Here is a 24,844-nt window from a genome sequence, read left to right as displayed (position 1 = left end):
GTTCATACTTTTTCAACCTCCGGACGGCCGAGAATACCGGTCGGGCGGAACAGCAGGACCAGCACCAGCAGGCTGAAAGCCACCACGTCCTTGTACTGGTCGCCGAACAGGTCGGCGCCGAAGGCCTCGGCCACGCCCAGTACCAGGCCGCCGAGCATGGCGCCGGGGATGCTGCCGATGCCGCCCAGTACTGCGGCGGTGAAGGCCTTGATGCCGGCGAGGAAGCCCAGGTGCGGGTTGATCACGCCGTACTGCATGCCCAGCAGCACCGCGGCGACGGCGGCCAGGGCGGCACCGATGACGAAGGTCAGGGCGATGATGTTGTTGGTGTTGATGCCCAGCAGGTTGGCCATCTTCAGGTCTTCGGCGCTGGCGCGGCAGGCGCGGCCGAGGCGTGAGCGGGAAATGAACAGGGTCAGGCCGACCATCACCAGGAAGGTGACGACGAAGATCAGCACCTGGGTATAGGAGATCACCACCCCGTTCATGGTGCTTTCGCCGAACACGAAGTTGCCCGGCAGCGGGTTGGGGATGGCCTTGTCCTTGGAGTCCTGGGCCAGCAGGACCAGGTTCTGCAGGAAGATCGACATGCCGATCGCCGAAATCAGCGGGATCAGGCGGTTGCCGCCGCGCAGCGGGCGGTAGGCGACCCGTTCGATGCTGTAGCCATAGGCGCTGCAGACGATGATGCTGGCGGCGAAGCCGGCGATCATGATCAGGGGCAGGCTGTCCAGGCCGAACATCGCGAGGATGGTAATGGCGATGAAGGCTACATACGAGCCAATCATGTAAACCTCGCCGTGGGCGAAGTTGATCATGCCGATGATGCCGTAGACCATGGTGTAGCCGATGGCGATCAGGGCATAGGTGCTGCCAACGGTCAGGCCGTTAACCAGCTGTTGCAGGTAGTGATAAAGATCAGGCATTGCCTAACTCCTGGGTCAGCACGCACGGCGGCGCTTGTGGCGCAGCGTGAGACCAGAATTCTTCTAATAAACAAAACCCACTGCGGTTGCAGTGGGTTCTGGGTTCAGGCGGGACGCTTACTTGGCTTCGGACTTGGTGCCGTCCTGGTGCCACTCGTAGACCACGAAGCTGAAGTCCTTCAGGTCACCCTTCTCGTCGAAGGCCAGGTTGCCGGTCGGGGTGTCGAAGCTGTTGGCGCGCAGGGCCTCGGCCACCTTGGCGGTGTCGGTGTCGCCGGCCTTCTCGATGCCTTCGGCGATCACTTGTACCGCGGCGTAAGCTGGGAACACGAACGGACCGGTCGGGTCTTCGTTCTTGGCCTTGAAGGCCTCGACCAGCGCCTGGTTCTTCGGGTCCTGGTCGAAGGACTTCGGCAGGGTCACCAGCAGGCCTTCGGAGGCCGGGCCGGCGATGGCGGAGATTTCCTTGTTACCCACGCCTTCCGGGCCCATGAAACGGACCTTCAGACCCTTCTCGGAAGACTGGCGCAGCAGCAGGCCCAGCTCCGGGTGGTAGCCGCCGTAGTAGATGAAGTCCACGTTGGCCTGCTTGAGCTTGGAGATCATCGCCGAGAAGTCCTTGTCGCCGGCATTGATGCCTTCGAACAGGGCGACGTTCACACCCTTGCCTTCCAGGGTCTGCTTGACCGCGGTGGCGATGCCTTCGCCGTACTGCTGCTTGTCGTGAATGACCGCGACGTTCTTCGGCTTAATGCTGTCGGCGATGAAGTTGCCGGCGGTCGGGCCCTGCAGGCTGTCAAGGCCGATGGTGCGGAACACCAGTTCGTAACCGCGGGCGGTGATGTCCGGGCTGGTGGAGGCCGGAGTGACCATCAGGATGCCTTCGTCTTCGTAGATGTCGGACGCCGGCTGAGTGGAGCTGGAGCAGAGGTGACCGATCACGAACTTGACTTCGTCGTTGACGATCTTGTTGGCCACGGCAACGGCCTGCTTCGGATCGCAAGCGTCGTCGTAGACCACGCCTTCGAGCATCGCGCCGTTCACCCCGCCGGCCTTGTTGATCTGCTCTATGGCCATCTTGGCACCGATGAATTGCATTTCGCCGTACTGGGCGACTGCGCCGGTCACCGGACCGGCCATGCCGATCTTGATGTTGTCAGCCGCTACCGAGTAGCTGGCAACGCCGGCCATGGCCATGGCGGCAAACAGTTTGGAAATCTGCTTAGTAGCCTTGTTCATAGTGCTCCACTCTTATTGGTATTTCATTGTTGTAGTTCTGGCGGCCAAAGCTGCAGAACCGGGATGTTTCCCCCGGCTGTACCCCCGGCAACTGTACCGGTGCAGTGTAGAGCGCCGGTTCGCGCCTTGAAAAGCCGGCCGCTGGGGGCAAAATACGCGGGTGTCGCTTAAATGCAATAGACGTACAGAAAAGCGGCGTGCCTCGTCACCTCCTGATGGCGTCCTGCGCGCTTGCCTCGAGGGCTTGCGACGCTATCATGGCCGCCGACTCAATCCCGGCTTCCACGACAGGGCACACCATGACAGAACAACCTAGCACCCTCTACGCCAAGCTGCTTGGCGAAACCGCCCCCATTCGCTGGCAAGAGCTGCAACCGTTCTTCGCCCGGGGCGCCTTGTTGTGGGTCGAGGGTGCCCAGGATCTGGTCGCGATTGCCGAGGCCGTCGCTGAGAACCATCAGGACAAGGTGGCCGCTTGGTTGCAGAGTGGCCTGCTGCGCAAGGTCGACGATGGGCTCGCCGAGGATCTGCTGGCCCGTGATCCGCAGCTGTGGGCGGTGGTCGTGGCACCCTGGGTGCTGGTCCAGGAGCGGGCCGAGCAGCCGCGCTGAGCCTGCTCCGGCAAAGCCACCGAGAAGCAACTATGCTCGTTGCTGATCCGCAGACGGAGCGTCGCCATGTTCGAGCCCGGCCATTTGCACCGTGGCAACCCGGTTGCCACCACTGATCAGCCCAAGTACAGCATCGACCTGTTTTACGAGGTGCGTCAGGACCCGGTCGAAGGACCGATGCTGCACATGCGCATGGCCGGCGAAGTGGCGGGCAAGGCCTTCGAGGAGCAGTTCGAGCTGCACCGCGATACGGCATTCAACTTCGCCAGTGTTGCCAGCCGTATCGCGCGCAAGCATGGCCTGCCGGCCAACACCAGCCTGCTGCTGCGCGATCATCAGGAATACGACCACATGTTCGCCGATATCCGGGCCAAGCTCGGCAGTCATACCGGCGACCCGGTCAACCTGGACCATCTGGAGAAGGACGGGCTTTAGTGCTCAGGCGCTGACCCAGCGTTGCCGGGCCCAGCCGCTCAGCGCATCGACACCCAGTACCAGCACCAGCATGGCCAGGATCACCGTCGCCGCCTGGGCTTCCTGAAACAGGCTCAGGTGGACGTAGAGCATCTGGCCCAGACCGCCGGCGCCGACGAAGCCCAGCACGCTGGCCATGCGGATGTTGTTTTCCCAGCGGTACAGCGAGTAGGCCACCAGTTGCGGCCAGACCGCCGGCAGGGTGCCATAGCAGAAGGCCGCAACGGCGCTGCCACCGCCCAGGCGGATCGCCTCGGCCGGCTCGTCCGCCGCGTTTTCCAGGGCCTCGGCGAACAGCCGCCCGAGCACCCCGGCCGTATGCAGCGCCAGCGCCAGGGTGCCGGCGTTGGGCCCCAGGCCGGCGGCCAGCACCACCAGGGCCGCCCAGACCAGCTCCGGGACTGCCCGCAGGGCGTTGAGCAGCAGGCGCGCGGCGCTCTTGGCGGGCCAACCGAAGCGGCCGGCGGCCGGCAGTGCCAGGAACAATCCCACTACCATCGCCAGCAGTGTGCCGATGGCCGACATCGCCAGGGTCTCCACGGCGCCCTGGCCGATGGCTCGGAGGTGCGCGGCGGAGAGGTCCGGGCGCAGGAAGCGGCCGGCGTAGTCGGCCATCTGCTGCAGGTTGTCGCCGCCGAGCAGCGCACCGAGATCGATGCCGAGGTAGATGAAGGCGGCGATCACCGCCGCCAGCAGCACCAGCAGCAGGGCGCCGTTGCCCAGAAGCCGGCTGTCGGCGCGCCTCACAGCAGCCGCGCCCGTAGCAGTCGGCTGAGCTGGTCGGCGAGCAGCACCAGGGCCAGGAAGGTCAGTAGCATGCTCGCGACCTCGGCACCGGCGAACATGCGCATCGACAGTTCGATCTGTTGGCCCAGGCCGCCGGCGCCGACGAAGCCCATCACCACCGAGGCGCGGATCGCACACTCCCAGCGGTACACCGTGTAGGAAAGCATTTCCGCGGCAGCGGCGGGCAGCACACCATAGGCGAAGGCCGCCAGGCGCGGGCTGCCGGCCAGCAGCAGGGCGCGGCTGGGGCGTGGGTCGACCGACTCGAATATTTCCGCGTAGACCTTGCCGAGCATGCCGCTGTAGGTGATGGCGATGGCCAGCACGCCGGCGGTCGGGCCCAGGCCCACCGCGCGCACGAACAGCAGGGCCCAGACGATTTCCGGCACGCTGCGCAGGACGATCAGGGTGGCGCGAACCGGCCAGCGCAGGGCCTGCGCCCACCAGGCGGGACGTCCGCCATGGTGCAGTGCCGACAGCGACAGCGCGCGACTGGCCAGCAGCGCGCCGGGAATGGCGATCAGCAGCGTCAGGGCCATGCCGGCGGTGGCGATGGCCAGGGTCTCCAGGGTCGCGCGGCCGAGCAGGCGGAGGAACTCGGCATCATGGGCCGGCGGCCAGAAGTCGCCGAGAAAGCGGCCCATGCTCACGGCATTGTCGTCGTCGAACAGCACGCCCAGGTCCAGTTCGCTGATGCTCAAGCCGGGCCACAACAGCAGCAGGGCGAGCAGGGTCAGGGCCAGGCGCGGCAGTGCGGCCGGGTCGCGTGGGGCTGGGTTCAGCATCGCGGGATATGCAGGATCTGCTGCGGCGGCGGTGTCGAGGTCGGTGCGGCCTGCAGCTGCTCGTTGACGTACAGGGCGTTCAGCTGGGCGGGCTTGATCGCCGCCGGTGGCAGATCGAAGACGATGCGTCCGTCGCGCAGGCCGATGATCCGCGGGAAGTGGGCCAGGGCCAGGTCCACCGCGTGCAGGCTGGCCAGCAGGGTCAGGCCGCGGCTGTCGGCCTCGCGGTTGAGCACCCCCAGGGTGTGCCCGGCGAGCAGCGGGTCCATGGCCGATACCGGTTCATCGGCGAGAATCAGTTCGGGGGCCTGGTACAGCGCGCGGGCGATGCCGACGCGTTGCAGTTGGCCACCGGAGAGTTGGTCGCAGCGCTCGAACAGCTTTTGCGCCAGGTCCAGGCGGCCGAGGGCCGCGGCCGCCCCGGCGGTGTCGACCGGGTGCAGCAGGCTGAACAGGCTGCGGGCCAGGGTCCATTGACCCAGCTTGCCGGCCAGCACCGCGGTGACCACGCGCTGGCGCGGCGGCAAGGGTGGGGTCTGGTGGATCAGGCCGATGCGCGCGCGCAGGCGCTGGCGCTGGCGGGCGCTGAGTTGCCAGGGCTGCTGCTCGAGCACGCTGAGCTGGCCGCAGCTGGGGCGCAGGGCGGTGGCGAACAGCCGCAGCAGGCTGGTCTTGCCCGCACCGGATGGACCAATGATGGCCACCCGCTCGCCGGGGCGAATGTGCAGGTCGATGTCGCTGAGCGCGACCCGGCCATTGGCGTGGGCCAGGCCCACGCCGTGCAGGCTCAGGCTCACTTCAATAGGCCGGCCGCGCGGGCTGCTTCCTCGATGCCTTGGTAGTTGTCCGCCTTGGTTTCGATGAAACGGCTGGCGCCCTGCAGGTCGAGGATCGCCTTGTGCGCCGGATCGGCCGGGTCGAGGGCGAGGAATGCGGCCTTGAGCTTGTCGCGCAGGGCCGGGTCGAGGCCGCCGCGAACGGTCCAGTTGTAGTCGAAGTAAGGCGGGGTGGTGGCGATCACCCGGACCTTGTCGCTGTCGATCTTGCCGGCCGCGACCAGCTTGTCCCAGACCGAGGCATTGAGCACGCCGCCATCGGCCTTGCCGGCCTGGACCCAGGCGGCAGTGGCGTCGTGGGCGCCGGAGTAGGCGATGCGGCTGAAGAAGGCTTCCGGTTCGATGCCGTCCTGCAGCATGAAGTAGCGTGGCATCAGGCTGCCGGAGGTGGAGGACACCGAGCCGAAGGCGAAGGTCTTGCCCTTGAGGTCCTGCAGCGACTGGACGGTGGGGTCGGCGCTGATGATCTTGCTGGTGAACTGCTCATCCTCGGCGCGTTGCACCAGGGGCAGGACTTCGGCGTTCTTCAGGTGCGCCTGGACGAAGGTGAAACCGCCCAGCCAGGCCAGGTCGACGCGCTCGGCGGCGAGGGCTTCGACCACGGCGGCGTAGTCGGTCACCGGGACGAATTCGACCGGCATGCCCAGCTGCTGTTCGAGATAGGCGCCCAGCGGTTCGAACTTGCGCAGCAGCTCGGTGGGTGCCTCGTCGGGAATGGCCGAGACCTTCAGGACTTCGGCGGCTTGGCTGATGACGCAGGACAGGGACAGGGCGAGGCCGGCGACGAGCGCCAGGGAATTCTTGAGTTTCATGGGTTCTCCGGTTCAATAGCGGGGAAAGCGGGCGGATTATAGGGATGCGCGGGCAATTGCGCAGCTTTCATTGCGGGCGCCTGCCGTTAAGATGGATTTTCTGTTGAACTTGGGAAGTTGCCAGATGACCGCTTCACTGCCTTCGATCGCTTTTGCCGGCATTGGCCTGATGGGCCTGCCGATGACCCGCCGTCTGCTCGCCGCCGGTTATCCGCTGAGCGTATGGAACCGTTCCCCGGACAAGTGCGCGCCCCTGCAGCAGCAGGGCGCGCGCTGCGTGGCGACGCCGGCCGCGCTCTGCGCCGAGGCCGACGTGGTGATGCTCTGCCTGGCCAACACCGAGGTGGTGCGCGAGGTGGTGTTCGGGCCGGGCGGCATAGTCGAGGGCGGCAAGCCCGGACAGGTGCTGGTGGATCTGTCCAGCCTGGAGCCGGCGGCGACCCGCGAGATGGCCGCCGAACTGCTGCAGCGTACCGGCATGCGCTGGGTGGACGCGCCGGTGTCTGGCGGCACGGTGGGCGCCGAGGCGGGCAGTCTGGCGATCATGGCCGGCGGTTGCGAGGCGGATGTCGAGCGCGTGCGGCCGATCCTCGCGCACCTGGGCCAGCGTCTCACGCGCATGGGCGAGGTCGGCGCCGGCCAGGTGACCAAGGTGTGCAACCAGATGATCGTCGCCTGCAACGCCCTGGTGATCGCCGAGGTGGTGGCCCTGGCCGAGCGCGCCGGGGTCGACGCCGGCCTGATCGCGCCGGCGCTGGCCGGCGGCTTCGCCGATTCCAAGCCGTTGCAGATACTCGCGCCGCAGATGGCCAGCAGCCAGTTCGAGCCGATCAAGTGGCATGTGCGCACCCTGCTCAAGGACCTGGATACCGCGGTCAGGCTTTCCCGCGAGACCGGTTCGGCCACGCCGGTCAGCGGCCTGGCCGCCCAGCTGATGCGCCTGCACGGCAGTCAGGGCAACCTGGAGAAGGACCCGGCGACCCTGGTCGAGCTGTATCGCGAGGGCCAGGCATGAAGATCGCCGCCAACCTGTCGCTGCTGTTCGGCGAACTGCCGCTGGTCGAGCGCATTGTCGCCGCCGGTGCCGCCGGATTCGATGGCGTGGAGATCCAGTTTCCCTATGAGGTTCCGGCGATTCGCCTGAAGGAGGCCCTGGCCGCCGCCGGGCTGCCGCTGGTGCTGATCAATCTGCCGGCCGCTGACCTGATGAGCGGCGGCCCCGGCCTGGCGGCTGTGCCGGAGCGCCAGGCGGCCTTCTCGGAGGCGTTGCAGGAGGCCCTGAGCTACGCCGCGATGGTGCGCCCGGCCTGCGTCAACGTGTTGCCGGGGCGCCTGGCCGAAGGCGTCAGTCGGGAGCAGGCACTGACCACCCTGGTCGACAACCTGCGCCAGGCGGCCGAGGCGTTCGAACTGCTGGGCATCCGGGTGCTGGTGGAGGCGATCAATCCACTGGATATGCCCGGCTTTCTGGTCAATACGCCGCAACAGCTGGACGCGCTGCTGCGCGCGGTCGCTCACCCCAATTGCCTGGCCCAGTACGACCTCTACCACATGGCCCGGCAGGGCCTCGACCTGGTCGCGGGCATCGAGCTGCTGGCCGGGCGCATCGGTCATGTGCAGTTCGCCGATTGTCCCGGCCGCGGGGCACCGGGTAGTGGCAGCCAGGACTTCGCCCCGGCGCTGGCGGCGCTGAATGACACCGGCTATCGCGGCTGGCTGGGCGCCGAATACAAGCCGGGGGAGGGGGGCACGCGCGCCAGCCTGGGCTGGCTGGCCCACTGGCGCGCCCTTGCCTGAGGCATAGGTCGGGGTCAGGTCTGGGGGCGCGGCGCGCTCGGAACGAAGCACTCGATGCGGTTGCGACCGCGCTGCTTGGCCAGGTAGAGCACCTGATCGGCAGATTTCACCAGCTCGCGCAGGCTCTGCCCGGGTTGCCACTGGGCCACGCCGAAGCTGGCGGTGACGCCAATGTCCGGGGCGGCCGCCTCGGCGGACACCAGGATGCGCAGCTTCTCCGCCATCACCGCGGCATGCTCGAGGTCGGTATGGGGCATGAGGATGACGAACTCCTCGCCGCCCCAGCGGCACAGGCAGTCGGATTCGCGCAGCTGCGCCTGGACGCGCTGGGCCAGGGCGCTGAGGACTCGGTCGCCGGCATCATGGCCATGCTGGTCGTTGACCACCTTGAAGTGATCGATGTCGAAGAACAGCAGGCTGAGCGGCAGTTGATAGCGCTCGGCGCGCTTGATCTCGTTGTGCGCCACTTCCTCCAGTTTCAGGCGGGTCCACAGCCCGGTCAGGCGGTCGGTGCTGGCCACACGTTCGAGCTGCAGGTTGCTGTCGCGCAGCTCCTGTTCGGCCTGCAGGCGCCGGCCCATCTCCTGGCGCAGGCGTCGGGTCAGGTGGGCGAAGCGCAGGGCGACGATGGCCGTCAACAGCAGGGCCAGGGCGGTGCCCGCGATGACCTGGTAGAGCAGGCGGTGATCGGGCTGTGCCAGGCCCTGGTAAAGGAAACCCTCCAAGTCACTGGAAGCCTCGGCCATGCCCAGCTCGACATAGCTGTCGGCGATGGTCTGCCAGCGGCCGGGGTTCATGTGCCCGAGCTGAACCAGCTCCGGCATGATCAGCTTCCTCAGCGCCTGCGCCTCGAAGCGCAGGTGCTCCAGGGGCTTGTCGGGGGCATAGCGTTGCCGGATCAGCCGGATGCTTTCCTCGGTGTTGTCCAGGGCGTACTGCCAGCCAGCCAGGCTGGCGTTGACAAAGGCTTCGACCTGCTCGGGCCGCTCTTCGAGCAGGGCCTCGCGGGTGGCCAGCACGTCGTTGTAGAAGTTCACGCCGTACTCGCGCGGGTTGATCAGGCGGTAGGCAATTTGCTGTTGCTTGAGCCAGTACGGCTCGTTCGAGGTGTAGCCGTTGTAGGCGTCGGTGCGGCCGTCGATCAGGTCCTGCGGATCGAAGCTCGCCGGGCTGATCCGCAGCTGGCTGAGGTCGATGCCCTCGCGCAGCAGGGTGATGCGCAGCTCGGCGCTTTCCGGCGGCGCCAGCAGCATCACCCGCTTGCCGGCCAGGTCCTGGGGCGCATAGATGTCCGAGTCGGCGCGGACGATCCACACCACCGGCGAGCTCTGCATGATCGCCGCCAGCGCCACGACCGGTTCGCCCTGCAGGCGAGCGATGACCAGGCCGCTGTTGGCGATGGCGAAATCGACCTCGCCGGCCAGCACCGCCTCTATCGATCTGGCCGCCTGGGGGCCGCCCGGGAGAATTTCCACGTCCAGCCCGGCCTGGCGATAAAAGCCTTTTTCCAGGGCCATGTAGTAACCGGCGAACTGGAACTGGTGCAGCCAGCGCAGTTGCAGGCGCAGCTTGTCGGCCGCCAGCGTGTCCACCGGCCAGAGCAACTGGGCGATGAACAGGGCGATGCCCAGGCACAGCGAGTAGCCGGTCGTGTGGGTCGAGGCCGTGCTTGCAGGTTGGCTGGCAATGGGTACTGACATGGAGCCCGTCGCTGGTTTGGCGTGTTGATGCCTGCTATGACCATGGACAGCGAAGGCCCAGGCGTCAACCGGCAGGCGTTCAGCGACAGCGCGACAGCAGGGGCAAGGATTCGGCGGTCGCCGGTTGCTGGCGCAGGAAGTCCAGCAGTTGCAGCAGCGGCAGCGGTCGGCTGAGCAGGTAGCCTTGCAGGTAGTCGCAGCCGTGCTGTTGCAGGAAGGCCAGTTGCTGGGGGGTCTCGACGCCTTCGGCGACGACCTTCAGGTGCAGGGTGTGGGCCATGCCGATCACGGCCTGGATGATCTCCATGTCCTGGTGTGAGGCAGGCACGTCCTGGATGAAGGAGCGATCGATCTTCAGCGTGTCGAGGGGCAGGCGCTTGAGGTAGGCCAGCGACGAGTAGCCGGTGCCGAAATCGTCGATCGACAGGCTAACGCCCAGCTCGCGGATCTGCTGCAGCAGGCCGACCGCACGGTTGATATTGCCCATCAGGGCGTTCTCGGTCACCTCCAGCTCCAGGCGCTGGGCCGCGACACCGGAGCGGGTCAGGGCTTCGCGCACCTCCTGGACCAGCTCTTCGCGACCCAGGTTCAGCGCCGAGCAGTTCACCGCAACCCGCAGCTGCGGATAGCCGGTGTCGCCGAGCATGCAGAGGTCGCGACAGGCGCGCAGCAGCACCCAGGCGTCGAGTTCGGCGATGAAGCCGTTGGCTTCGGCAATGCCGATGAAGCGGTCCGGGGTCAACAGGCCGTGCTCGGGGTGCTGCCAGCGCACCAGGGCCTCCAGCTTGCTCACCTGGCCAGTGTCGAGATCGAGAATCGGTTGGTAGTAGAGCAGCAGGCCGTGGTCGTGCTGCAGGGCGGTGCGCAGTTCTTCTTCCAACTGCAGCTCGAAGCTGGCCTTGATCTTCAGCGGGGTGCTGAAGAACTGGGCATTGTTGCGGCCGCTGCCCTTGGACTGATAGAGGGCCAGATCGGCGTGCTTGAGCAGCTCCTCGCAGTTTTCCCCATCCTTGGGGAACAGGCTGATGCCGATGCTGGTGGTCATCACCATGCTGCGTCCGGCCAGGACCACCGGTTCCTTGATGCGCTGCATCACCCGCTGCGCCAGGTAGCGCGCCTCTTCATTGTCGATCAGGCTGGCGACCACGCAGAATTCGTCACCGCCGAAGCGGGCGATCACGTCGTTGCCACGCAGCACGCCACGAATCCGCTCGGCGAACACCCGAAGCATCTCGTCGCCGGCGGCGTGGCCGAGGCTGTCGTTGATGCGCTTGAAGTGATCGATGTCGAGGAACATGACCGCCAGTGGTATGCCTTCTTGTCGATGCTGCTGAATCTTCTCGGCCAGGGCCTCGTCCAGGCCCTGGCGATTGAGCAGGTCGGTCAGGGCGTCGAACTGGGTAACCTGCTGCAGCGAAGCGCGGGCGTGATCGAGCTGGGTCAGCAGTGAGTCGACCTGCAACTGCTCGTGCTCCTTGTGCTCCTGTTTGCGGTCGGCCCAGGCGGCGCCCAGGCTGGCGCCGATGCTGAGCAGGGCGATGCTGGCGACGGTCAGGGCCAGCTGCAGGCCATTGGTCGCCCCCTGCAGATGCAGGGCGGTGCCCATTGGCACCGTCAGGCTCAGCGACTGCATGCCGACGAAATGCATCAGCACCATGGCCAGGCCCAGCAGGGCGCCGGCGGCGGCCCGGTAGCCTGGCCGCCGCTCGCTGCGCACCTGGCGGGCATGCCGATGCAGCAGCAGCGCGGCGTAATTGCAGCCGACCGCCAGCGACACCGCCAGCGCCAGCAATCCGGGCTGGAAATACAGGGTGGCCGCCGAGCGCGTCGCGCTCAGACCGCCGTAATGGGCGGCGGTGATGCCCAGGCCGATGCACAGGGCGGCGAGTGCACATTGGCGACGGCCCAGCTGTTGGCGGTCGAGCAGGTGCATGGCCACAAGGGCTGGAACGAAGGCGGCCAGCAGCGAGACCAGAGTGGTCGGCAGGTCATGGCGGATGGCGATGGGCGCCTGCAGGGCGAGCATGGCGATGAAGTGCAGCGACCAGATGCCGCCGGCCAGGCTCAGGGCGCCCATCCAGCACCACAGGCTTCGGGTGCCGGGGCGCTGGCAGCCGCGGGCGCGCTCGACCATGTCCAGGGCAGCGTAGCCGGCGGCGCCGGCGACCATGCAGGCCAGCAGGACCAGCCAAAATGTATGGGTAGATTCGAGGATCAGTTGTCCGCTGAGGGGAATATCCGAGGTCAAACGCAGGTCTAGCCAATCCATAGCGTGCTCTCTCCCGTACACCAGTCGACGGAGGGTCGCGGTATGCCGTGAGTATAGTGAGGGTGCTTGGGCGACAAGCGGTGATGGGGGGACGGTGGTGATTTTTTGGCTACTACGCTTATAGCCATTCGAGCCAAGGGCGAGCGCCCGCCGGCTGGGGCGTCTGATCTGAGTGGGCATTGCCGCGCCATGCCGGCGATCCAGGCATCAGAAACGCAAGAAGGCCCGCGCGTGCGGGCCTTCTGCGGTACGACTTGGGGGCTTAGCCGGCCACCAGCACGCGGATCGCCTCCAGGCGCAGGGCGGCCTTGTCGAGCATGGCCAGGCCCTGCTCGCGCTGCTGGCGCAGGGCGTTCAGTTCGTCGTCGCGCACGCTCGGGTTGACGGCCTGCAAAGCGGTCAGGCGCGCCAGCTCCTCGTCGATCTCCGCGGCCAGGCGGCGCTTGGCCTCGGCGACCCGCTCGGCGTGGCGCGGCGCGATTTTCTCCTCGCCCGAGTTGATCAGTGGACTGATGGCGTCCCGCTGGGCCTGGACGAACTTGTTGGCGCTGGCACGCGGCACGCTTTCCAGCTGGTCGTTGAGGGTTTCGAAGGCGACCTTGCCGGCCAGGTCGTTGCCGTTGGCGTCGAGCAGGCAGCGCAGCGCCGCGGGCGGCAGGTAGCGGCCCAGCTGCAGGGTGCGCGGGGCGACCACTTCGCTGACGTACAGCAGTTCCAGCAGCACGGTACCGGGTTTGAGCGCCTTGTTCTTGATCAGCGCGACGCCGGTGTTGCCCATCGAGCCAGAGCGCACCAGGTCCATGCCGCCCTGCACCATGGGGTGTTCCCAGGTGAGGAACTGCATGTCCTCGCGGGCCAGGGCCTGGCTGCGGTCGTAGGTGATGGTCACCCCTTCGTCGTCGCCCAGCGGAAAACTGGCGTCCAGCATCTTCTCGCTGGGGCGCAGGATCAGGGCGTTTTCCGAGTGGTCCTCGCTGTCGATGCCAAAGGCGTCGAACAGCGCTTCCATATAGATCGGCAGGGCGAACTGATCGTCCTGCTCGAGGATCGCCTCGACCAGCGCCTCGCCTTCGCCGGCGCCCCCGGAGTTGAGTTCCAGCAGGCGGTCGCGGCCGGCGTGCAGCTCGCCTTCCAGGCGCTGACGCTCGGCGCGGGCCTCATCCACCAGGCGCTGCCACTGATCGTCGTCGCCGCCTTCGAGCAGCGGCAGCAGGCGCGCGCCGAACTGGTGCTGCAGGGCGTTGCCGGTGGGGCAGGTGGCGAGGAAGGCGTTGAGCCCCTGGTGGTACCACTGGAACAGGCGCTCCTGCGGGCTGTTCTCCAGGTAGGGCACGTGCAGCTGGATGCGGTGTTTCTGGCCGATGCGGTCGAGGCGGCCGATGCGCTGCTCGAGCAGGTCGGGGTGGGCCGGCAGGTCGAACAGCACCAGGTGATGGGCGAACTGGAAGTTGCGGCCTTCGCTGCCGATTTCCGAGCAGACCAGCACCTGGGCGCCGAACTCTTCGTCGGCGAAGTAGGCCGCGGCGCGGTCGCGCTCGAGGATGCTCATGCCCTCGTGGAACACGGTGGCGGGGATGCCCTTGCGCACGCGCAGGGCGTCTTCCAGGTCCATGGCGGTCTCGGCGTGGGCGCAGATCACCAGCACCTTGAACTTCTTGAGCATCTTCAGGGTATCGACCAGCCACTCGACGCGCGGGTCGAAACGCCACCAGCGCTGGTCCTCGTCCACCTCGGACTGGGCCTGGTAGCTGACTTCCGGGTAGAGGTCGGGGTGCTCGCCGATCGGCAGCTCCATGTACTCGTCCGGGCTCGCCAGCGGGTAGGGGTGCAGTTCGCGCTCGGGAAAGCCCTGCACCGCCGCGCGGGTGTTGCGAAACAGCAGGCGGCCGGTACCGTGGCGGTCGAGCAGCTCGCGCACCAGGCGCGCCGCGGCATCCTGGTCGCCGTCGTTGACCGCGGCCAGCAGGCCTTCGCCTTCCAGGCCGAGGAAGTCGTGGATGGTGCGGTGCGCGGTGGTCGACAGCTTGCCCTTGTCCAGCAGCTCCTGCACCGCTTCGGCGATCGGCCGGTAATGGGCGCTCTCGGCGCGGAAAGCCTCGAGGTCGTGGAAACGGTGCGGGTCGAGCAGGCGCAGGCGGGCGAAGTGGCTGTCCTGGCCAAGCTGCTCCGGCGTCGCGGTGAGCAGCAGCACGCCGGGAATGACCCCGGCCAGTTGCTCGACCAGGCGGTATTCCGCACTGGCGTGTTCCGGGTGCCAGACCAGGTGGTGGGCCTCGTCGACCACCAGCAGGTCCCAGCCGGCTTTGAGCAGCGCGTCCTGGGCCTTGTCGTCCTCGCGCAGCCACTCCAGGGCGACCAGTGCCAGCTGGGCGTCCTCGAACGGGTTGTCGGCGTCGCTCTCGATGAAGCGCTCGGCGTCGAACAGGGCGACCTCGAGGTTGAAGCGCCGGCGCATCTCCACCAGCCACTGGTGCTGCAGGTTCTCCGGTACCAGGATCAGCACCCGGCTGGCGCGGCCGCTGAGCAGCTGGCGATGGATCACCAGGCCGGCCTCGATGGTCTTGCCCAGGCCCACTTCGTCGGCCAGCAGTACCCGCGGGGCGATGCGGTCGGCGACTTCGCGGGCGATGTGCAGCTGGTGGGCGATGGGTTGTGCGCGGACGCCGCCCAGGCCCCAGAGCTTCGACTGCAGCTGACGGCTGGTGAACTCCAGGGTGCGATAGCGCAGGGCGAACCAGGGCAGCGGGTCGATCTGGCCGGCGAACAGGCGGTCGCTGGCCAGACGGAACTGGATGAAGTTCGACAGCTGGGTTTCCGGCAGGCTGATGCTGTCGTGCTGACCATTGAGGCCGTGGTAGACCAGCAGGCCGTCGATGTCCTCGACTTCCTGCACGGTCAGCTTCCAGCCCTCGAAATGGGTGATCTCGTCACCCGGGGCGAAGCGCACGCGGGTCAGCGGTGCATTGCGCGCAGCGTACTGGCGGGTCTCGCCAGTGGCCGGGTAGAGCACGGTGAGCATGCGGCCTTCCTGCATGAGGATGGTTCCCAAGCCCAGCTCCGCTTCGCTGTCACTGATCCAGCGTTGCCCCGGTTCGTATTGCGCCATGCCTGTCTCCCGCGTGAAAAAGCCGGCTATGGTAACGGAACGTCGGGCCCAGGCCAAAGGCGCAATACTGCGCGAAGGGCACTTGACGGCGTCTCCCGAGTCGAAAGTGTAGTTAGGCGGTTCTCAAGTCGGCATCGAGTTGGCCGACAGCCTGACCAAAGGAGGGCGTCATATCGTGCTACCACCCATTCCCCACAGCCTGGCCCCGGTCACCGTGCAGCAGGACGTGATCAAGCCAAAACCCGAGGTGCCACCGGTGACGCCTGCGGCGGAAAGCGCCAAGGAGAGCGGTGTGGGCCTCGACAAGCGGCACCCGCAGGAGGCCGAGGAACTGCGGCGCGAGGAACAGCGACGGCGTCAACGTCGGGGCTACAGCGCCGAGGAACTGGCCGAGGGCGAGGTGGACGAGGCCGATGCCCAGGGGCTCGACGAGCTGCCGCGCCAGGGCCTGTGGGTGGATGTGCAGGTCTGAAACGCGGACAATCGAATCGCCTCAGCCCCGCCCCGAGATGCCCTTGGACCTTTTTTCCGACAGCCATTTGCAACTGCCCGATGCCCAGCTGGAACTGCATGCCCAGTGGCTCGACCCGCTCACGGCCGATGCCTGGTTGCACCAGTTACTCGCGCAAACGCCCTGGCAGCAGCCTCAGGTGCGCCTCTATGGCCGCGTTCACCCGGTGCCGCGCCTGGTGGCCTGGTACGGCGACGAGGACGCCGCCTACCGCTATTCCGGCCTGCAGCATCGGCCACTGCCGTGGACGCCCTTGCTGGCGCAGATCCGCCAGCGGCTGCAGGCGACGGTGGGCCAGGCGCTCAATGGCGTGCTGCTCAACTATTACCGCGATGGCAACGATTCCATGGGCTGGCACAGCGACGACGAGGCCGAGTTGGGTGCCAACCCAGTGATCGTCTCGCTCAACCTGGGCGGCGCCCGCCGTTTCGACCTGCGCCGCAAGGGCCAGTCGCGGATCGAGCACTCGTTGCGCCTCGAACACGGATCGCTGCTGGTCATGGCCGGCCCGACGCAGCATTATTGGCAGCATCAAGTGGCGAAGACGCGCCGGCCCTGTGCGCCGCGTCTGAACCTGACCTTCCGCTTAATCCGGTCGACCGCATGAGCAATGACGAAAACCTGATCGATTTCAGCGCCGAGCGCGACAAGCGCATCCACGACCTGCACGACAAGCGCCTCAACGAGATGCGCGAGAAGTTCGAGCAGGTGTTGCCCTTGACCCAGGGCAAGAAGAAGTCCCGGGGCAAGTCTAAGAAGCGCTGAGCCATCGCGCTGGACGCCGCTCCCTTGACCCGGGTCAATCTTGGGTGTCCCCCTGCTTTCTCCCCCCTCGCATCCGTTGACCTGGGTCAAGGACCGCGCCGTCGCCCCTGTTACCTTGGCGCCATACCCGCCAAGGTCAATGCAGGAGGCCAGCATGTTCATCGATGTAGTCGTTCTCGCCGGGGTCGGCACCGTCGCCCTGATGCTGGCGTTCTTCGCGGGCGTTGGTTATTTCATCTGGAAGGATTCGCGAGGGCGCGGCCAGGGCTAGCGCCGGCGTTTGCATGGGCACGCAAGGCAATTGGGGCGACTACGGTCGCCCCTTTTTTGCTTCGAAACTGCCGGGGAGCAAGCTGCCGCGGCTAGTCGAGGCGCTTGCTGACCCGCAGCACCGCCACGCTCAGCATCAGTACGGTGAACGCCAGCAGGGCGAGCATTTCCGGCCAGAGTTCCAGCAGGCCGGCGCTGCGCAGCATGATGCCGCGCGCCAGGCGCAGGAAGTGGGTGAGCGGCAGCAGCTCGGCGAACCACTGGGCGGCCTGGGGCATGCCGGCGAAGGGGAACATGAAACCGGACAGCAGGATCTGCGGCAGGAAGGTGAAAAAAGCCATCTGCATGGCCTGGAACTGGGTGCGCGCCAGGGTCGAGAGGAACACCCCGAGGGCCAGGCTGGCGACGATGAACAGCAGGGCCGCGCCATACAGCTGCAGCAACGAGCCGCGCACCGGCACCTCGAACAGCAGGCGGCCGACCAGCAGGATCACCGTCACCTGGATCAGGCCGATGCCGACGAACGGCAGCACCTTGCCCAGGGTCAGCTCCCAGGGCGACAGCGGCGTGGCGATCAGCATCTCCAGGTTGCCCCGTTCGCGCTCGCGCACCAGGGCGATGGCGGTGAACATCACCAGGGTCATGGTCAGGATCACCCCGATCAGCCCCGGCACCGTGTTCAGGGCGGCTCGCCGCTCGGGGTTGTAGAAGTTCACCAGCTCCACCGCCTGGCGGCTGTCCCAGCCTGGCAGGGGGTAGGCCGCCAGTTGCCGGGCCGAGGCCTGCACGCTCTGGTCCGAGCCGTCGACCACGAGCTGCAGCGGCGGCCGGTCCTGGCGCTGCAGGCGCGCCTCGAAGTCCGCGGGCAGCACCAGGGCGGCGCTGATCTTGCCCTGGCGCAGCAGCTCGTCCAGCTGCTGTGGGCTGCTGGCCCGGTAGCGCAGGTCAAGCACCTGGCTGGAGCCGATTTCCGCCACCACCTCGCGGGCATTGGCGGTGCCGGCCTGGTCCAGCACGGCGGCGTCGATGCCGCGCACGTCCATGTTGATGGCGTAGCCGAACAGCACCAGCTGCAGCAGCGGGATGCCGACGATCATGGCGAAGGTCAGGCGGTCGCGGCGCAGCTGGCGCAGTTCCTTGATGACGATCGCGCTGAGTCGGCGCAGGTTCATGGGCGCACCTGTACGGGCTGCCGGGTGACGCAGACGAATACGTCCTCGAGGTTGGCCGGGGCATCGTGCAGGCGGGCGTCGAGGCGTGCGGCGTCGAGGCGCTGGGCGATGGCGGCGCGGCCATCGGTGCCGGCCACCAGCACCCGCAGCGCGGCGCCGATCTGGGCCATGGCCAGCACTTCGGGGCAGCCCTGCAGCGCCCGCTGAGCCTGGCGCGGCTGTTCGCATTCGACCAGCAGCGGCTGACCGGGCAGGGCGTCGAGCAGCTCGCGCGGGCTGCCGTCGGCCACCAGGCGGCCGGCGTCGAGGATGCCCAGGCGGGTGCAGCGCTCGGCCTCGTCCATGTAGTGGGTGGATACCAGCAGGGTGGTGCCGGCTTCGGCCAGCTCGAACAGCGAATCCCAGAATTCGCGCCGCGACTGCGGATCGACCGCACTGGTCGGCTCGTCCAGCAGCAGCAGGTCGGGTTTGTGCAGCACCGCGCCGGCCAGTGCCAGGCGCTGCTTCTGGCCGCCACTGAGGGTGCCGGCCATCTGCTGGCGGAGCTCGCTCAGCCAGTAGCGCTCGAGCAGCTCGGCGATGCGTGAACGCGCCGCGGCCTTGCCCAGACCCTGCACGGTGGCGAGGAACTGCAGGTTCTCCAGCACGCTGAGGTCCTCGTACAGGGAGAACTTCTGGGTCATGTAGCCGATGCGCCGCTTCAGCGCCTCGGCGTCCCGGGGAATCTGGCAGCCGAGCACCTCGATCTCGCCGGCGCTGGGCAGCAGCAGGCCGCAGAGCATGCGGATGGTGGTGGACTTGCCGGAGCCGTTGGGGCCGAGGAAACCGAACACCTCGGCGCGGCGCACGTTGAGGTCGAGCGCGTCGACCGCGGTCAGCGCGGCGAAGCGCTTGCTCAGGCCGCGGCAGCGGATCACCGGCTCGGCGCTATTCATGGCGCTGGCGCTCGGCGCGTACCGGCAGGCCGGCCGGCAGTTGGCGGGCGGCCTCGCCCTGCAGGCGCAACTCGGCGCGGTACATCAGACGACTGGCGTCGTCGCCGCTGAGGGCGAAATAGGGGGTGAAGCTGGCCTCGCTGCGGATGCTGCTGACGCTGGCGGTGAACGGCTGCTCGATTCCTTCGACCCGCACCTGCAGGGTATCGCCCAGGGTCATGCCGGCGCGCAGGCTGGCGGGCACGTAGACCCGCGCGTAGGGCTGCTCGCCCACCAGCAGGCTGACCAGTTCGGCGCCACCGGGCGGCTGGTCGCCGGGCTTGAAGGGCAGGGCGTCGACCCGCCCGGCCCGGGGGGCACGCAGGCTCAGGTGCTCGCGGCCGACCTCGAGCAGGGCCAGGCCGCCGCGGGCCGCCTGCAGCGCCGCGCTGGCCTGCTCCAGCTGCTCGGGCCGGGTGCCGTTGCTCAGTTCACGCAGCTGGGCCTCGGCATTGCGGCTGGCGGCGCGGGCCTGGTCGCGGCTGGCGCGGGCACTGTCCAGTTCGGCCACGGCCAGCAGGCCGCGCCGGTGCAGGGTGGCGATGCGCCGGAAGTTGCGTTCGGCGTCGACTTGCGCGGCGCGGTTGCGCGCCAGATTGGCCTGGGCTGCGTCGATGGCTTCCACCCGGGCGCCGTTGCTCAGTTCGCGCAGCCGCGCCTCGGCCAGGGCGACTTCGCCCCGGGCCTGGGCGATGCGGGCGTTCTGCCGGCGCGGGTCGAGCTCCAGCAGCAGCTGGCCGGCCTCGACCCGCTCGCCCTCGGTCACGTGCCAGCGCAGGATGGGCTCCGAGGCTTCGGCCGGCAGGCCGATGCGGTCCCATTCCAGGGTGCCGAGCAGCACCGCATCGTTTGGGCGTTCGCAGCCGGCAAACAGGCCGAGTATCAGCAGGCAGGGCAGCAGGGTGCGCATTTCAGGCCTCCATCCCATGTTCGAGCAGGGCCAGGGTGTGGCTGATCAGCGCCTCGTCGCCGAGCTGCGGGTTGGCGAAGATGCCGCGCCACAGCGGCGCGGCGGCATAGGGCAGCATGGTCAGGCCGATCAGCGAGACCACCAGCAGGCGCGGATCGAGGGCCGGGTTGAGGCCGCCGCGGGCCTGGGCGGCGGCGAAGCGTTGGGCCAGCAGCAGGGGGATCAGCGGGGCGATGCGGCTGGTCAGTTGTTCGCGCAGCGCGCCGCCCTCGCAGAGTATTTCGCGCACCCACAGCGGCGGAATCCAGGGGTGCTGGACCACCATCTCGCTCATGCCGCGAACGAAGCGCTGCACCAGCTCGTGCGGGTCGTCGCCGGCCTGCTGCAGGCGCTCGGCGACGCCGCGGATCAAGGGCATGAAGCGTTCCTCGATCATCGCCTCGACCAGGCGCGCCTTGTTGCCGAAGTAGTAATTGACCAAGGCCGGAGTGACCCCGGCGTGCTCGGCGATGCCGCGCAGGCTGGCGGCCTGGATGCCGGTGTGGGCGAAGGCCTGTACGGCGGCGTCGAGCAGGCGCTCGCGCTGCGGCGGCGAGTCGCCGCTGGGCCGGCCGGGTGAACGGGGGCGGGACATGTTCGGCTCCGGGTTTGGCGGAGTTTATTTAAATATCAGTTTAATTAATTGATGCCAACGAACGGCCGCATCCGCCGAACGGTAGGCGGCAGGATCTTTATTGGATATCCAGAGAGGGGCGGCGAGGGGCGGGGCAACATGGGCCCCGCCCTCACGGCAGTTGCGGGCAGCCGAGTGGATCGGCTGTCGGGCGCGACTCAGCGGGTGCCGAGGAAGTCGCGCTTGCCGACGGCGACGCCGTTGTGGCGCAGGATGGCGTAGGCGGTGGTGTAGTGGAAATAGAAGTTGGGCAGGACGTGGTCGAGGAGGAAGGCCTGGCCCTGGAAGTGGGTTTCCTTGTCGCGGCGCTTGAGGGTCACGGTGCGCGCCTCGCTGCCGTCGATCTGTTCGGGGCTCACGGCCTGGAGGAATTCCAGGGTCTTGGCGATGCGCGCCTGCAGTTCGGCGAGGTTGGTTTCGTCGTCGGCATGGCTGGGCGCTTCGACGCCCGCCAGCAGGGCGACGCCGGCCTTGGCGCCATCGCAGGCGATCTGCACCTGACGGCTCAGGGGGAACATGTCGGGGGCCAGGCGGGCGTTGAAGAACACGCTCGGGTCGATCTTGCGCGCCTCGGCGTCGGCGGCGGCGAGGCCGAGAATGGTCGACAGGTTGCCCAGTTGGCGGACGAAGACCGGGATGGACGCGTGGTACATGGATAGGGACATGGAACTCTCCAGGGAGGTGCGTGGGGTGCTGCGAAGAAAAATACAGACCGCCGCCGTGGCGGTCTGTCGGGGGCTGTGCGGGTTAGACCGGAGCGCATCGCTCAGGTTGCCCGGCACCTAGCCGATGCGGATCGGCGGCAGTTCGGTCAGTTCCACGGTCTGCTGCTTGCGCGGGGCGAGGATCTCCGCCTCGCCGTCGACCACCAGTTCGTCCCGCTGGTTGAACACGCGGGTGGCGATGCGGACGCGGAATTTCGGCAGCTTCTCGAGGATTTCCAGGCGCACGGTGAGGGTGTCGCCGAGCTTGACCGGAAGGGTGAAACGCATGGTCTGGCCCAGGTAGATGGTGCCGGGGCCGGGCAGCTCGCAGGCGACCGCGGCGCTGATCAGCGCGCCACTGAACATGCCGTGGGCGATGCGCTCCTTGAACATGGTGCCGGCGGCGTACTCGGCGTCCAGGTGCACCGGGTTGTGGTCGCCGGACATCGCCGCGAACAGCTGGATGTCGCGTTCCTCGACGGTCTTGCTGTAGCTGGCGGTCTGGCCGACTTCGAGGGCTTCGTAGGGCGTGTTGCTGGTCTGGCTCATGGGGTCTCCTTGGCTTTCCGGGTGCGGTGGCGGCTGTGGGCCAGGGCCTCGTCCAGCCAGCCGATCAGGTGGGCGGTCACTTCGTCGCGATTGCGCTCGTTGAGCAGCTCGTGACGGGCGTCCGGGTAGGTTTTCAATTGCACCTGCTTGAGGCCGGCCTGGCGCAGGACGTCGGCCAGGTGGTGCAGGCGCTTGCCGGCACTGACCGGGTCGTGGTCGCCACCGATCACCAGCAGCGGCAGCTCGCTGTCGATCTGCTCGAGGTGCTGCGGCTGGCTGATGTGCTGCAGACCGCCGAGCAGGTCGAGCCACAGCTGATTGGTGCAGAGGAAGCCGCACAGCGGGTCGTTGACGTAGCTGGCGACTTCCTGCGGGTCCCGGCTCAGCCAGTCGAAGGTGGTGCGGTTGGGTTTGAATGCGCTGTTGAACGAGCCGAAGGACAGCCGGACGATCAGCTTGCTGCGGCCGTGGGGGCCCTGGCGCCAGTGTTCGAAACGCGCCACCAGGCGGGCGAGGCGGTACAGCCAGCTTGGCTGGTAGTTCGAGCCGGAGAGGATCGCGCCCTGCAGGCTGCTGCTGTGGTGCATCAGGTAGGCCTGGCCGATATAGCTGCCCATGCTGTGGCCGAGCAGGAAGATTGGCGTGTGCGGGTGGTGTTGGCGGATATGGTGGTTGAGACGGGCCAGGTCGCCAATCACCAGGTTCCAGCCATTGTCGTCGGCATAGTGGCCGAGGCGTCCGTGACGGGCGGTCTGGCCGTGGCCCCGCTGGTCGTGGGCGAACAGCTCGTAGCCGGCCGCCGTCAGCGCGGTCCCCAGGCGGGCGTAACGGTCGCTGTGCTCGGCCATGCCGTGGGCCAGCATCACCACGGCCCTGGGTGGCTCGTCGGGGGACCAGCGGTTCACGTACAGGGGCGTTGCATCGCTGCTGTTCAGCCAGAATGCTTCATGGTGCATGGCGAGTCCTTGAGCCTGCGGGAGTCGGCATTGTAGAGGCAGGCCCCGGGCTTTCACAGCCGCATGCGCGGATCGAAGATTCATGGGATCTATGACGCCCGTGCCAGTCTTTGCGCCCCGCGGCAGAACTGCTAAGTTCGGCGCAGCTCCAGGCGTGTCATGGCAAGGCCTTGCGCAGGCCCGCTTGGCGGGGGACAACATCTCGAGGAAGAGGAATAACAACAATGCAGCCTGATTTCTGGAACGACAAGCGCCCGGCCGGGGTACCCAGCAGCATCGACATGGGCGCCTACAAGTCGGTGGTCGAGGTGTTCGAGCGCTCCTGCAAGAAATTCGCCGACCGCCCGGCCTTCACCAACCTGGGGGTGACCCTCAGTTACGCCGAGCTTGATCGACTGTCCGCCGCCTTCGCCGGCTATCTGCAGAAGCACACCGACCTGCAGCCCGGCGACCGCATCGCCGTGCAGATGCCCAACGTCCTGCAATACCCGATCGCGGTGTTCGGCGCCATGCGCGCCGGGCTGATCGTGGTCAACACCAACCCGCTGTACACCGCCCGGGAGATGCGCCACCAGTTCAAGGACGCCGGGGTGCGCGCCCTAGTCTACCTGAACATGTTCGGCAAGCTGGTGCAGGAAGTGCTGCCCGACACCGAAATCGAATACCTGATCGAAGCCAGAATGGGCGACATGCTGCCGAGCCTGAAGGGCTGGCTGGTCAATACCCTGGTGAAGAAGGTCAAGAAGCTGGTGCCGGACTACCGCCTGCCCCAGGCGGTACCCTTCAAGCAGGCGCTGCGCCAGGGTCACGGCTACGACCTCAAACCGGTCAAGGTCGGCCAGGACGACATCGCCGTGCTGCAGTACACCGGTGGCACCACGGGGGTGGCCAAGGGCGCGATGCTGACCCACGGCAACCTGGTGGGCAACATGCTCCAGGTCAACGCCTGCATGTCGCAGCTTGGCAACGACGGCGCGCCGCTGCTCAAGGAGGCGCAGGAAATCATGATCGCGCCGTTGCCGCTCTACCATATCTATGCATTCACCGCGAACTGCATGTGCATGATGGTCAACGGCAACCACAACGTGCTGATCACCAATCCTCGGGATATCGCCGGCTTCGTCAAGGAGCTGGGCAAGTGGCAGTTCTCCGCGTTGCTGGGGCTCAACACCCTGTTCGTCGCCCTGATGGATCACCCCGATTTCAAGAAGCTCGACTTCTCCCACCTCAAGCTCACCAATTCCGGCGGCACCGCCTTGGTCAAGGCCACGGCCGAGCGCTGGAAGGCCATGACCGGTTGCGCGGTGACCGAAGGCTACGGCCTGACCGAGACCTCGCCGGTGGCCAGCGCCAACGGCTACGGCGACAAGGCGCGCCTGGGGACGGTTGGCGTTCCTCTGCCGGGCACGGCGTTCAAGGTCATCGATGATGACGGCAACGAGCAGCCACTGGGCGAGCGCGGCGAGCTGTGCATCAAGGGACCGCAGGTGATGAAAGGCTACTGGCAGCGCGAGGAGGCCACCGCCGAGGTGCTGGATGCCGACGGCTGGTTCAAGACCGGCGACATCGCGGTGATCGACCCGGACGGCTTTGTACGCATCGTCGATCGCAAGAAGGACATGATCATCGTCTCCGGTTTCAACGTGTACCCCAACGAGATCGAAGACGTGGTGATGGCCCACCCCAAGGTCGCCAGCTGCGCGGCCATCGGCGTGCCCGACGAGAAATCCGGCGAAGCGGTGAAGTTGTTCGTGGTGCCGCGCAGCGGCGACCTCAGCGTCGAGGAGCTCAAGGCCTACTGCAAGGAAAACTTCACCGGCTACAAGGTGCCCAAGCACATCGTCTTCAAGGAGGCGCTGCCGATGACCCCGGTCGGCAAGATCCTCCGGCGCGAACTGCGCGATATCGCCTGACCCCTCCTTCGACGCCGCCTGCGGGCGGCGTTACCGGTTCGGGGCCAGGCCCCGAATCGCTCGTGCGTGCTTCGCCCGGGGGCGACTACGCTCATCACCCAGGGTC

General features: G+C 67.3%; 25 protein-coding genes. 9 read left to right on the top strand and 16 right to left on the bottom strand.

From position 1 onward, the window contains the following. Positions 1–2 precede the first annotated feature (2 nt). Entirely contained in the window at positions 3–926 is a 924-nt protein-coding gene (livH, locus tag KDW96_RS05230) for a high-affinity branched-chain amino acid ABC transporter permease LivH (RefSeq protein WP_255839371.1), read from the bottom strand. 117 nt (positions 927–1,043) lie between these two features. Continuing rightward, positions 1,044–2,165 (bottom strand): branched-chain amino acid ABC transporter substrate-binding protein, encoded by a 1,122-nt coding sequence (locus tag KDW96_RS05225; protein WP_255839370.1) that lies wholly within the window; start codon positions 2,163–2,165, stop codon positions 1,044–1,046. A gap of 299 nt (positions 2,166–2,464) precedes the next feature. Here KDW96_RS05225 and KDW96_RS05220 point away from each other — a divergent pair, with 299 nt between their 5' ends. Together KDW96_RS05220 and KDW96_RS05215 are read left to right on the top strand one after the other, a co-directional pair. Next, a complete protein-coding gene (locus tag KDW96_RS05220) occupies positions 2,465–2,776 on the top strand; it encodes a DUF2288 domain-containing protein (RefSeq protein ID WP_255839369.1) in 312 nt (103 codons plus the stop codon). A 66-nt stretch (positions 2,777–2,842) separates the two neighbouring features. Then, entirely contained in the window at positions 2,843–3,211 is a 369-nt protein-coding gene (locus KDW96_RS05215; RefSeq protein ID WP_255839368.1) for a DUF5064 family protein, read from the top strand. A gap of 3 nt (positions 3,212–3,214) precedes the next feature. On the opposite strand, the gene phnE is transcribed toward KDW96_RS05215, so the two are convergent. The 4 genes from phnE to KDW96_RS05195 are packed head-to-tail and all read right to left on the bottom strand — an operon-like array spanning position 3,215 to position 6,469. Further along, positions 3,215–3,973, bottom strand: coding sequence for a phosphonate ABC transporter, permease protein PhnE (gene phnE, locus KDW96_RS05210; protein WP_255840481.1), 759 nt, complete (start codon positions 3,971–3,973; stop codon positions 3,215–3,217). 20 nt (positions 3,974–3,993) lie between these two features. Beyond that, positions 3,994–4,821 carry a PhnE/PtxC family ABC transporter permease gene (locus tag KDW96_RS05205; protein ID WP_255839367.1) on the bottom strand — a complete coding sequence of 276 codons (828 nt, stop codon included), beginning with the start codon at positions 4,819–4,821 and terminating at the stop codon, positions 3,994–3,996. Then, positions 4,815–5,618, bottom strand: a complete 804-nt coding sequence (locus tag KDW96_RS05200) for a phosphonate ABC transporter ATP-binding protein (protein WP_255839366.1) — start codon at positions 5,616–5,618, stop codon at positions 4,815–4,817. Before KDW96_RS05200 ends, KDW96_RS05205 begins: the two co-directional genes overlap by 7 nt. Next, positions 5,615–6,469 carry a putative selenate ABC transporter substrate-binding protein gene (locus tag KDW96_RS05195; protein WP_255839365.1) on the bottom strand — a complete coding sequence of 285 codons (855 nt, stop codon included), beginning with the start codon at positions 6,467–6,469 and terminating at the stop codon, positions 5,615–5,617. The genes KDW96_RS05200 and KDW96_RS05195 overlap by 4 nt, the downstream gene beginning before the upstream one ends. 124 nt (positions 6,470–6,593) lie before the next feature. On the opposite strand from KDW96_RS05195, the gene KDW96_RS05190 reads away from it, so the two are divergent. Both KDW96_RS05190 and KDW96_RS05185 read left to right on the top strand, forming a co-directional pair. Next, a complete protein-coding gene (locus KDW96_RS05190) occupies positions 6,594–7,484 on the top strand; it encodes an NAD(P)-dependent oxidoreductase (protein WP_255839364.1) in 891 nt (296 codons plus the stop codon). Beyond that, positions 7,481–8,266, top strand: a complete 786-nt coding sequence (locus tag KDW96_RS05185) for a hydroxypyruvate isomerase family protein (protein ID WP_255839363.1) — start codon at positions 7,481–7,483, stop codon at positions 8,264–8,266. Before KDW96_RS05190 ends, KDW96_RS05185 begins: the two co-directional genes overlap by 4 nt. Positions 8,267–8,280: 14 nt before the next feature. Here KDW96_RS05185 and KDW96_RS05180 read toward each other — a convergent pair whose 3' ends face one another. The 3 genes from KDW96_RS05180 to rapA all read right to left on the bottom strand — a co-directional run bounded on the left by KDW96_RS05180 (position 8,281) and on the right by rapA (position 15,341). Further along, complete coding sequence (locus tag KDW96_RS05180) at positions 8,281–9,966, bottom strand: GGDEF domain-containing protein (protein ID WP_255839362.1); 1,686 nt, start codon at positions 9,964–9,966, stop codon at positions 8,281–8,283. 79 nt (positions 9,967–10,045) lie between these two features. Beyond that, the gene (locus KDW96_RS05175; protein WP_255839361.1) at positions 10,046–12,235 is read right to left on the bottom strand and encodes a putative bifunctional diguanylate cyclase/phosphodiesterase; all 2,190 of its coding nucleotides are present in this window, start codon (positions 12,233–12,235) and stop codon (positions 10,046–10,048) included. Between the two features lie 262 nt (positions 12,236–12,497). Then, positions 12,498–15,341, bottom strand: coding sequence for an RNA polymerase-associated protein RapA (gene rapA, locus KDW96_RS05170; RefSeq protein WP_255839360.1), 2,844 nt, complete (start codon positions 15,339–15,341; stop codon positions 12,498–12,500). 175 nt (positions 15,342–15,516) lie between these two features. Here rapA and KDW96_RS05165 point away from each other — a divergent pair, with 175 nt between their 5' ends. From KDW96_RS05165 to ccoM, 4 genes are all read left to right on the top strand, one after another. Continuing rightward, positions 15,517–15,813 carry an aspartate-semialdehyde dehydrogenase gene (locus tag KDW96_RS05165; RefSeq protein ID WP_255839359.1) on the top strand — a complete coding sequence of 99 codons (297 nt, stop codon included), beginning with the start codon at positions 15,517–15,519 and terminating at the stop codon, positions 15,811–15,813. Positions 15,814–15,856: 43 nt separating this feature from the next. After that, entirely contained in the window at positions 15,857–16,459 is a 603-nt protein-coding gene (locus KDW96_RS05160) for an alpha-ketoglutarate-dependent dioxygenase AlkB family protein (RefSeq protein WP_255839358.1), read from the top strand. Continuing rightward, complete coding sequence (locus tag KDW96_RS05155) at positions 16,456–16,617, top strand: hypothetical protein (protein ID WP_255839357.1); 162 nt, start codon at positions 16,456–16,458, stop codon at positions 16,615–16,617. Before KDW96_RS05160 ends, KDW96_RS05155 begins: the two co-directional genes overlap by 4 nt. A 154-nt stretch (positions 16,618–16,771) precedes the next feature. Next, complete coding sequence (ccoM, locus tag KDW96_RS22070; protein WP_304665575.1) at positions 16,772–16,888, top strand: cytochrome c oxidase subunit CcoM; 117 nt, start codon at positions 16,772–16,774, stop codon at positions 16,886–16,888. A 91-nt stretch (positions 16,889–16,979) separates the two neighbouring features. Here ccoM and KDW96_RS05150 read toward each other — a convergent pair whose 3' ends face one another. From KDW96_RS05150 to KDW96_RS05120, 7 genes are all read right to left on the bottom strand, one after another. Then, on the bottom strand, positions 16,980–18,059 hold the full coding sequence (locus tag KDW96_RS05150; protein WP_255839356.1) for an ABC transporter permease: 1,080 nt from the start codon (positions 18,057–18,059) through the stop codon (positions 16,980–16,982). Next, on the bottom strand, positions 18,056–18,994 hold the full coding sequence (locus KDW96_RS05145; protein WP_255839355.1) for an ABC transporter ATP-binding protein: 939 nt from the start codon (positions 18,992–18,994) through the stop codon (positions 18,056–18,058). The genes KDW96_RS05150 and KDW96_RS05145 overlap by 4 nt, the downstream gene beginning before the upstream one ends. Beyond that, a complete protein-coding gene (locus KDW96_RS05140) occupies positions 18,987–19,943 on the bottom strand; it encodes an HlyD family secretion protein (RefSeq protein WP_255839354.1) in 957 nt (318 codons plus the stop codon). The genes KDW96_RS05145 and KDW96_RS05140 overlap by 8 nt, the downstream gene beginning before the upstream one ends. A 1-nt stretch (position 19,944) precedes the next feature. After that, on the bottom strand, positions 19,945–20,577 hold the full coding sequence (locus tag KDW96_RS05135) for a TetR/AcrR family transcriptional regulator (protein WP_255839353.1): 633 nt from the start codon (positions 20,575–20,577) through the stop codon (positions 19,945–19,947). Between the two features lie 197 nt (positions 20,578–20,774). Next, entirely contained in the window at positions 20,775–21,281 is a 507-nt protein-coding gene (locus KDW96_RS05130; RefSeq protein WP_255839352.1) for a DUF1993 domain-containing protein, read from the bottom strand. A gap of 117 nt (positions 21,282–21,398) precedes the next feature. Beyond that, complete coding sequence (locus KDW96_RS05125) at positions 21,399–21,869, bottom strand: MaoC family dehydratase (protein ID WP_255839351.1); 471 nt, start codon at positions 21,867–21,869, stop codon at positions 21,399–21,401. Then, entirely contained in the window at positions 21,866–22,825 is a 960-nt protein-coding gene (locus KDW96_RS05120; protein ID WP_255839350.1) for an alpha/beta hydrolase, read from the bottom strand. The genes KDW96_RS05125 and KDW96_RS05120 overlap by 4 nt, the downstream gene beginning before the upstream one ends. A 224-nt stretch (positions 22,826–23,049) precedes the next feature. On the opposite strand from KDW96_RS05120, the gene fadD2 reads away from it, so the two are divergent. Then, positions 23,050–24,738: a long-chain-fatty-acid--CoA ligase FadD2 gene (gene fadD2, locus KDW96_RS05115; protein WP_255839349.1), complete on the top strand. Its 1,689-nt coding sequence runs from the start codon at positions 23,050–23,052 to the stop codon at positions 24,736–24,738. The last annotated feature ends 106 nt before the right edge of the window (positions 24,739–24,844 follow it).

It is taken from the genome of Pseudomonas benzenivorans (genome assembly GCF_024397895.1).
In the GTDB taxonomy this organism is placed as follows: domain Bacteria; phylum Pseudomonadota; class Gammaproteobacteria; order Pseudomonadales; family Pseudomonadaceae; genus Aquipseudomonas; species Aquipseudomonas benzenivorans_A.
This window is presented reverse-complemented; position numbering and strand designations above follow the sequence as displayed.